The organism is Phycisphaerae bacterium (assembly GCA_012729815.1).
Lineage (GTDB): Bacteria > Planctomycetota > Phycisphaerae > JAAYCJ01 > JAAYCJ01 > JAAYCJ01.
The window spans coordinates 18,718-27,430 of sequence record JAAYCJ010000070.1 but is presented as its reverse complement, the minus strand read 5'-3'; the positions used below and the strand labels follow the sequence as shown (position 1 = coordinate 27,430).

Annotated in this window: 7 protein-coding genes; 3 read left to right on the top strand and 4 right to left on the bottom strand. The window is 63.6% G+C overall.

The window, feature by feature from the left end; all coding sequences use genetic code 11:
• Positions 1-96: 96 nt before the first annotated feature.
• Positions 97-456, top strand: coding sequence for an STAS domain-containing protein (locus tag GXY33_05355; GenBank protein NLX04551.1), 360 nt, complete (start codon positions 97-99; stop codon positions 454-456).
• 222 nt (positions 457-678) lie between these two features.
• Positions 679-1,443, top strand: coding sequence for an imidazole glycerol phosphate synthase subunit HisF (gene hisF / locus GXY33_05350; protein NLX04550.1), 765 nt, complete (start codon positions 679-681; stop codon positions 1,441-1,443).
• A gap of 58 nt (positions 1,444-1,501) precedes the next feature.
• On the opposite strand, the gene GXY33_05345 is transcribed toward hisF, so the two are convergent.
• Positions 1,502-2,368: a helix-turn-helix transcriptional regulator gene (locus tag GXY33_05345; GenBank protein ID NLX04549.1), complete on the bottom strand. Its 867-nt coding sequence runs from the start codon at positions 2,366-2,368 to the stop codon at positions 1,502-1,504.
• 172 nt (positions 2,369-2,540) lie between these two features.
• Here GXY33_05345 and GXY33_05340 point away from each other — a divergent pair, with 172 nt between their 5' ends.
• Positions 2,541-5,216 carry a hypothetical protein gene (locus GXY33_05340; GenBank protein NLX04548.1) on the top strand — a complete coding sequence of 892 codons (2,676 nt, stop codon included), beginning with the start codon at positions 2,541-2,543 and terminating at the stop codon, positions 5,214-5,216.
• Between the two features lie 21 nt (positions 5,217-5,237).
• On the opposite strand, the gene GXY33_05335 is transcribed toward GXY33_05340, so the two are convergent.
• The 3 genes from GXY33_05335 to GXY33_05325 form a co-directional block, all read right to left on the bottom strand.
• Entirely contained in the window at positions 5,238-5,705 is a 468-nt protein-coding gene (locus GXY33_05335) for a macro domain-containing protein (GenBank protein NLX04547.1), read from the bottom strand.
• 113 nt (positions 5,706-5,818) lie between these two features.
• Positions 5,819-6,883, bottom strand: coding sequence for an exo-alpha-sialidase (locus GXY33_05330; GenBank protein ID NLX04546.1), 1,065 nt, complete (start codon positions 6,881-6,883; stop codon positions 5,819-5,821).
• A 52-nt stretch (positions 6,884-6,935) separates the two neighbouring features.
• Positions 6,936-8,696: a hypothetical protein gene (locus tag GXY33_05325; protein ID NLX04545.1), complete on the bottom strand. Its 1,761-nt coding sequence runs from the start codon at positions 8,694-8,696 to the stop codon at positions 6,936-6,938.
• Positions 8,697-8,713: the final 17 nt, after the last annotated feature.

Below are 8,713 nucleotides of genomic sequence, written 5' to 3'. Positions count from 1 at the left end.
GTCCCTCTTTGCGTCCACCGCGCAAACCGCCGATAGAGAATACAGCAGGGCCGCATCCGTTTGCGGCAGGAACCGGATTGGGAGCAATGGCGTCCGATGTCGGCTGAACTTCAGAACATCTCGGTGGATTTTCAGCATCTGGACGACGTGACCGTCGCCCACTTCGTCGTTCGGGACATCTCATTCCTGAACAACGTCGATGAAGTCCATGTCCAGCTCAAGGAAGAAATCGAGACCCACCGGCCCACCCGGCTGGTCCTCGATTTCGATCGGGTGACCTACATATCCACCGCGGGTATCCGGATGCTCCTGAACGTCCTGCGACAGTTGCGGAGCCACGGCGGCGAGCTGTGTCTGAGCAACCTCTCCGAGATCATTCGCACCACGCTGGAGATCACCCACCTGACATCCGTGTTCAGGATCTTCGACGATCGCAAGGCCGCCCTCGCGAAGTGATCGGGGCCAGCGGCCGCTCTCCCGCGGTTGCCGCGGGATCTCCATCAACGCTTCGGCGGAATTCCCAAGCCCTACAGGCTCTCCACGTGCAGATGATCTCTCCCGGGGCCGCAATCGTCCTTCACAGCCGGCGTGGCCTGCCGGTTGAGTTGGCAGTTCTGACTCTGTAGAATGCCGGCAGATCGGTTGGATTGGTCGCCGCCGTGCGAAAGGAGCAGGTTGATGGGTCTGGTCAAGATCATGCCGTGTCTGGACATGAAAGAGGGTCGGGTGGTCAAGGGGGTGCACTTCGTGGATATCAAGGACGCGGGCGACCCGATCGAAAACGCTGCGTTCTATCAGAAGGAAGGGGCGGACGAGTTGGCGATGTTGGACATCGCGGCCACCGTCGAGAATCGCAAGACCCGTCTGGAGTGGGTCCGCAACGTTTCAGCCGTCATTGACATTCCGCTGACCGTCGGCGGCGGGATCTCGTCGCTGGAGGATATGGAACTGGTGGTCGAGGCCGGCGCCAGCAAGTTCTCGATGAACACAGCGGCGGTGCGAAAGCCCGAGTTGATCAAACAGGGCGCCGACACCTTCGGCTCCGACCGGGTCACCGTCGCCATCGATGCCCGGAGGAATCGGGAGATGCCGTCGGGTTTTGAACTGGTGGTGGCTGGTGGCACCAAGCCGATCGGCCAGGACGCGATCGACTGGGCCCGGCGGTGCGAGGACTTGGGCGCGGGCGTGATCCTGCCGACCAGCATGGACGGCGACGGCACCCAGACCGGCTATGACCTGGAGTTTACCCGAGCCATCGCCGATGCCGTCAACGTACCCGTCGTCGCTTCGGGCGGCGCGGGCAAGCTCGATGACTTCCACGCGGCGGTGACGGAAGGGCACGCCGATGTTCTCCTGGCTGCGTCGGTGTTCCACTTCCGGATTCTCAGCATCGAACAGGTCAAGGAGTTCCTGGCCGGCAAGGGCGTGTCGGTCAGGCGATGACCGCGAAGAGTTCTGCAAGGGCATCCGGATCCGGCCTCTGAATCTGACGCAATCGTCGTTACCCGCGGTTTTGCTGCCTGAGGAACGCTCGGGGGCTGACGCCTTCGACGCGGCGAAAGTACTTCGAGAGGTGGTAGATATCGCCGAACCCCATGACCGGGGCGATGGCTTTGAGCGGTTCCCCCATCAGCAGGAGGTGCTTGATGTGTCGGATCCGCATCTGAGCGTGTTCGCCGAGGGTGGACCGGCCGGTCTCGCGGCGAAAGCGGTGGGCCAGCGTGGATACGCTGACGTGGAGGTGGGCGGCGATTTCCCTGAGTGCGACGGTGCGGTGCAGGTTCATCCGCAGGTACTCGCGTGCCGCTGGGACCATCTCGCCTCCGTCGCGAGGCCTGGCTTTGCCATCGACGATCCACATCCCGTCTTCGCCAGCCGGCTGAGCCTGGCCAAGTGCGTCGATAACATGGCAGAGCAAAGCCTGGGCCTTCCAGAAACCGGCATCACCCTCCTGTTGCCCGACGTCGGCCGCCCGTTGGAGCAGCGAGGCGATGATCTTTTGCGGGTCAGAAAAGCGGGCGCAGCCGTCAGACGCGTCAACCAGCCTGGCCAGTCCCGCAACATCTCCGCCCAAAAAGCAGATCGACCCGCTGTGCAGCGGGGAGCCAGCCGAACAGAACCGTTCCCAATATGACGTGCCGGGCGCATAGAGATGGGCTGTGAACGCCGGCCGCTCGCGCCAGGGATTGCGAACCCGTCCCACCCGAAACGTCACACCGGGACAGAACGCGTAATCGAGAGCCCAGAACGCATGCGAAATCCGCCCGCGAGGGCTCACGCGATGGCGCTGGTCTTCGATCGCGGACAGTATCCACAGCCCCTTTGGGTCGGGCGGCCGCCAGTTATGTCCGTGAATCTGCCGCGGCATGAGCGATCCTCAGCACCGATATTGCCCGATTGTACAACTATTGCGCAATTCCGTCCATTCCATTTTGCTCGCTATAAGCTAATCTTGAAGGCATGTCATTCGTATGATCGGCTCTATGGGCGTTGCGACCATGGTGCAGTCATATACAACTATACAGAACCTGGAGCAGAAGATGAACGCGGATGCGGCAAAGAAGGTCGGGACTGATCGGACGGCGATCGCGCTGGTGTGGAGCGATGGTCCGGGACAAGGGCGGCTGGAGTTGACGGACGGAACGATTGGCCGGATGCGGATCGTCGCCGGCCAGGGCGAAATTCGTGACGCTGAGTTCTCGATCAGCGGCAGACTGCCGAGGCTCGAGGTCGACCTTTCCGGCGTGAAGTTGGGATTGGGCGCTTGTCCGACCCTGGCGACCGTCCGCACGGAACGAAATGCGTTCACGTTCCTCCCGCGCGATGTCCGCCGGGCCAATCCGATCTTCCTTCCACAGTACGGCGTGGCGATCACGACGGCGGATGACCCTCGCGGCTACGATCAGATTGCCGATGAGATCCGATCCAGCGGCAGAGTCTCGGACTCCATGCGGTTCAACGCCGAACCGGAAGAGACGTTCGAAGCGGCGTGCGGGCGGAACCGGAAGCAGGTCGCGCCGACGTGGCTTGGCCTCTCGCGCGACATGCGCACCTTTGAGGTGGGGCACTGCGAGGAGTACGGGTTCTGGGGGATGATTCAGCCGCGGTATCACGGGTCGCAGGTGACCTGGCCGGAACTGAACAACGGCGTCGTCATCCTCAAGTTCGTGGTCGGGCCGGGCGTGAACTGCCGCACGCGGCTGACCCGTCGTCTGGACGACGGCTGCCTGCCCGTCCTTCGCTCGCAACAGGTCGAGGACGACGTTACCTACGATTTGACCGCCTTCGCCACGCTCGAACGCGAGCCGCTCACGGTGCAGAACGTGCGCGGCACGCAGTGGCAAGCCGCCTACGCGCAGACCGGCGGAAACATGCTCTCGCAGGACGATTACAGGGCCCTGGCGGAGACCACCGAGGCTGAGACCCGGCGGCGCGAGCAGGAGACGATCTGTTGCGTTCGGGTCAAGGCGTGCAACACGGGCGACGTGCCCCGCTATGCGTGGTTCCGCACGGTCAGGCCGGTCGCGGGCCACCAGCTCTTCCTTCCCGTTCCCCTGGAGCGGGATGAATTCGACAGCCGGGCGGGATGCTCGCTGATCGACGACGACCGGATCTATGCGGTGACGCTGTTCAACAATCGGCCGATGCCGCAGTCGGAAATGGCGGTGCTGCTGGGGCCGGGCGAGATCGCCACCTGGGACATGCTGATCCCGCATTGCCCGATCACCCGCCGCCGCGCCGAGAAGCTGGCGGCGTTCGATTACGATCGTCATCTGGCTTCGTGCCGGGCCTACTGGCGCGACAAGCTTGACCGCGGCGGCTGCATCCGCGTGCCGGAAAAGGGGATCGACGAGCGGATTCGGGCGGGCCTGGTGCACTGCGAGGTCAACACGCTGGGCATGGAGGCCGAAGGGCCTCTTTTGCCGACGATCGGCGTCTACGCGCCCATCGGCAGCGAGAGTTCGCCGATCATTCAGTTTTTCGATTCGATGGGATGGCACGCGCTGGCCGAGCGCTGCCTGGACTTTTTTCTGCAGCGTCAGCGGGACGACGGCTTCATCCAGAACTTCGGCGGCTACCAGCTTGAGACCGGCCCGGTGCTCTGGACCATGGGCGAGCACTACCGGTACACGCGCGACAAGGAATGGGTCCGGCGGGTCCGGCCCAACATCCTCAAGGCGTGCGACTATCTCCTGACGTGGCGCGACCGCAACAAGCGCCAGGAGCTGCGCGGCAAGGGCTACGGCCTGCAGGACGGCAAGGTCGCCGATCCGGAGGACTTCTTTCATTCGTTCATGCTCAACGCCCTCTCGTATCTCGGCATCCGCCGCGCGGCTCAGATGCTGGACGAGGTCAGTCCCGCTGACGCCAAGCGTCTGGAGCGCGAGGCGGACGAGTACCGAGCCGACATCCGGACCGCCGTCATAGAATCCATCGAAAGATCACCGGTCATTCCGACGGGCGACGGGACGTGGGTGAGAAGTTGTCCGCCGTGGGCGGAGTATCGCGGCCCGGTGGCCCTGTTCGCCGAGGGCGGCGAGTGGTACACCAGCCACGGGGCCTTCGGTTGCCGGGATTCGCTGATCGGCGCGCTCTACCTGGTGATCGGCGAGGTGTTCGACGCCGACGAGACGACCACGGAGGATATCCTTCGATCGCACCAGGAGCTCTTTACGGTCGAGAACGCGGGCTTCTCCCAGCCGTACTATTGCCGCCACGACTATGTTCATCTGAAGCGCGGCGAGGTCAAGGAGTTCCTCAAGACGTACTACAACCAGCTCACCGCCCTTCAGGATCGCGAGACGTATACCTTCTGGGAGCACTACCACCGCGTCTCGCCGAACAAGACGCACGAGGAGGCGTGGTTTTTGATGCAGACCCGCTGGATGCTGTGGCTGGAGGAGGGGCAGATGCTCTCGCTCCTCCGCTGCGTCCCGCGACGGTGGCTCGAGCACGGGCAGAGAATTCGGCTGGAGAACGTGGCCAGCTACTTCGGTCCGCTGTCGCTGGAAGTGGTGTCGCGAACCGATGAGGGATTCATCAAGGCAACGATCGAGTGCGACACCGATCGTAAGCCCAAGGACGTGTCCATTCGTCTGCCGCATCCGATGAGCCTCAAAGCCCGCGGCACCGACGGCGGCGTGTACGTTCCGGAGAGCGAAACCGTCCTGATCCGCGAGTTCACCGGCAAGGCGGAGGTGATGCTGAGGTTTTAGGCGAATGAGACGCACGACGGACTAAAGAGGCGGGCCGGCCAACTCGCCATCGTCCGGAATGAAGATCGCGACGGGAATGACGAGCGGCTTCAGGCTGTCCGTCATGACGCCCAGTATCTCAGTCCTGTCGAGTCCGCCCAGGCCGGTCGCCAGCAGAGGGAACGCGATCGACGTGATGCCCCACTGGCGATAGTGCAGGCTGAGGAACTCCAAGCCGCTGACGATGTACTCGGGCCTGGACCGGCTTCGCCAGTGCTGTTTGGTCGGGAAGTTCAGGATCCAGCGTTGGTCGCTGTGACGATATAGATATGGTCGCCCGATTACCACCTGTTTTGATCGGCACCGCCGCTGGTAGTCGGCGAACATCGCCGGGTAGCGCCGCCGGAACTCCAGCGCGATGCCCTTGCCCATCACGCCGACGCAGTTGACCGCATTGACCAGCGTCTGCGCCGACGAGTCGAACAGATTGCCCCGGATCACCTCGACCATCGGCGTCAGTCCTAACCGATTGTTCCTCCACAGTCATAATGCATCGCGAAATAAAACCTTCGGAACGTTCTGTGCCACATTTGGTCATGCCCGCGAGAGGACTTTCCCGGCCGTCAGGACGGTACTTGCCACTCCACCAGCCCCACATCCCGCGGGGCGGCCATGTTGTTTTCGTTCGGCTGGCTGCGGTAGCCGGTGCCGAAGGCGGTCAGGAGCCGGCCGTCGGGCAGCAGGATCGTCGAGGTGGCCTGGCTGCTCGCCCACCAGGCGTTCGGGCCTTGGCGGTTGCCGGCCCACTCGGCCAGGACGATTTTATCGTCGAGATTCCACGTTCGTCCGTGATCGCGGCTGATGACGGCCTCGATGCCGAATTGCGGAAAGCCGTCGGCCGTATCGGGATAACCCTTGCGGACGACATAGGTCATCACGATCCGCCCGTCGCCCAGCCGCACCAGGCTCGGATGGTGCCGGCCGTAATCGTAGAGCATGTTGACGGGCGACCAGGTGTGCCCGTCGTCGCTGGAGATCGAAACGCCCAGCCCCTCGTAGTGATCGAGCGTATCCTCGATGTGGGCCGGCTTGTCGGTGCGGCACGCCGCAACCATATCGCCGTTGGCGGCGCGAACCAGCGCGACTTCGTTGACGCCCTTCCACTGCGGCACGCGAACCGGCGCGCTCCACGTCCGGCAAAGGTCCTCGCTGAACCGGATCTCCGCCTGCGTGGTCTTGGTATCGCCGATGTAGTTGTAGCCCGTCTCAGCCACCCGCACCGTCCGGCCGGCGGCTGGGATCTTGTCCACCAGGTACGAGTCCCACTGGTACCAGTGCCGTCCGTCGGAGGTCGGCGGCCTCGCCACCGGCTCGCTCCAGGTCTCGCCGAAATCCTCGCTGAAATATCGCCCCTTCGACTCGACGCTGAATACCACGTTGCCGCCGCCCAGATAGGTCAGACTGACGCCGACGTGATGGCCGCGGTCCGAATCGTCGCCGAAGTCCTGATAGACGAACCGCGGCGGCGACCAGCTCCGGCCGCGATCATCGCTCCAGAGCACCATCGGCCGGTGCGGATAGTCGACGCTCACGAGCATCAGGATCCTATCCCGTTCCGGCATGTACACGATGTACGGAACGGCCACCACGCGGTTCCACGATTCGGTGAGGATCCGGACTTGGAACATGGCTGATCCCTCGTACTGAAAGTCCACGGTCTGTCGCTTCCACACGCAGGCCTCACCGCTTTGGGGACATCGCACCCTTTGGCCGGCGGAGGACGGTCGTCTCGTACCCGCCCAGCGGGAGGTTCTCGACGCCGCTGCGGGTGCGGAACCCGCACGTCTGCGGGTTCTTGTCGAGATTCACGCAGGTGAAGACCAGCTCGTCGGCCGCCTCCATCGCGGCGACGAACACGCTGGGACCCTGATTCACCATCCGCGTCTTGCCTGCGGCGAAGAGGGCCTGCGGCGTGTTTTCCGAAAACTCCCACTCCGCCGTCATTCCCGGCGGCACGCAGTCCTTCGGGAACACGATCGCCTGTGCGCAGGCGTTAAGAATGTGAATTCCATCATCGCGCATCTCAGCGGACCGGATCATCGCCTCATCGACCAGGCACGGCACGACGCCCGCCCGCAGCAATTCCAGCATCGCCCGATTGAACGAATCGCGGATCGCCTGCAGACGCGCCGAGAATTGAATCCGGCTGCGAGGAAGCTCCGAAGGCACGATCTGCTCCTGGACCAGTTCGATCGGATAGTACAGGAAGACGTCCGGCACGAGGCGGCACGGTTCGAGCTGCTCGACCAGCGCGGTGACGAAGCGATTGTACTCCAGGTACTCAGCCGCCGGGCGAAACAGGCCCTTCTTCCTGACTTCAGCGGGCAGGAACGGATTGGGATCGGGAATGTCCCACGAGTAGTAGAGCGTGAACTCGGTCACGCCGAGCGCCGCCTGCCACGCCGCCGTCGCCTGCATCGCCGGGACCTCCGCCAGGCGGTTCTCGTCCATCCGCTGCATAAAGTCGCTGACTTCCGTCATGATCCGGCGCGTCCCGTTGAGCATGGCCGCCGAAGAGGCCAGCAGCGCCGCCCGGTGCGAATGCCGGAAGCTGGCCGCCGGATTCGAGTCGAGCACGTCGATGCCGGGAATGTCCATCCGCATCAGACAGCGCAGCGCGTTGCCGTAGAGCTCGGCGTGGTCGAGGATATTCTCCTCCTGCAGCAGATGGCCGGAGGACAGCGTTCCGTTGTCGTGGCACCATTCCTGGATCTGGCCGAAGTAGTTTTCGCTGACCGCATCGGCGACCCGGCGGTAGTAGTCGCGTTTGGCCGATCGCGCCGCTGGGGCATCCGAGAAGATCGGCGCGGGATCGACCTGGCCGGCCAACGCATCCGACCAGGGGATCATCGGACATCGTTTCTTGTTCGGGTCCGGCTGATCGTGAATGGGCAAGGTCTTCTCAGCCGCCTCCGGCAGCGTGCCCAGATTGACCGTGTTGAGGGCCGGTTCATCGGTGAAGAACGCCTCGACCGGCCAATACCGGCCGTCCAGACGCGAGCGGTACCGCCGGTGCGTCACGTTGACGAACTCCGCGGTCGCCCGCCGGTCCAACAGGTTGATGTAACGCCTGCGCTCGTGATAGTTGTGGCAGTTGTGCGTGCCCTCATACGGCCGCTCCTCGAAAACCCGGCCCTCATCGAGGGCCATCGCCCGGGCCTCGAGATCGGGATCGTTGGCCAGCACGAGGCCGCCCGCGCTCCCGCTGGGATATCCGCGCTCGTCGTAGATCCAGACCCGCATGTTCACCGTCCGGCAGGCCGAGAGAAGGTCAAGCAGTTCCCGCCAGCCATCCTCGCTGGTCAGATAGCCCTTGAAGGCGACATTGGTGACGATCCCGCCGACGCCCTGTTCCTTCAATCGGGTCAGTCCGCGAACCTTGTCCGCCGCCGTCGAACCGAACAGCGAGGGATTGTGAACGAGTTGAAGCGTTTTCGACATGACCTCTCTTTCACTGA

Coding starts and splice junctions, on each gene's coding strand:
- GXY33_05345 (NLX04549.1), bottom strand. CDS start 2,368: ATGCCGCGGCAGATTCACGGACATAACTGGCGGCCGCCCGACCCAAAG.
- GXY33_05340 (NLX04548.1), top strand. CDS start 2,541: ATGAACGCGGATGCGGCAAAGAAGGTCGGGACTGATCGGACGGCGATC.
- GXY33_05330 (NLX04546.1), bottom strand. CDS start 6,883: ATGTTCCAAGTCCGGATCCTCACCGAATCGTGGAACCGCGTGGTGGCC.
- GXY33_05335 (NLX04547.1), bottom strand. CDS start 5,705: ATGGTCGAGGTGATCCGGGGCAATCTGTTCGACTCGTCGGCGCAGACG.
- GXY33_05355 (NLX04551.1), top strand. CDS start 97: ATGTCGGCTGAACTTCAGAACATCTCGGTGGATTTTCAGCATCTGGAC.
- hisF (NLX04550.1), top strand. CDS start 679: ATGGGTCTGGTCAAGATCATGCCGTGTCTGGACATGAAAGAGGGTCGG.
- GXY33_05325 (NLX04545.1), bottom strand. CDS start 8,696: ATGTCGAAAACGCTTCAACTCGTTCACAATCCCTCGCTGTTCGGTTCG.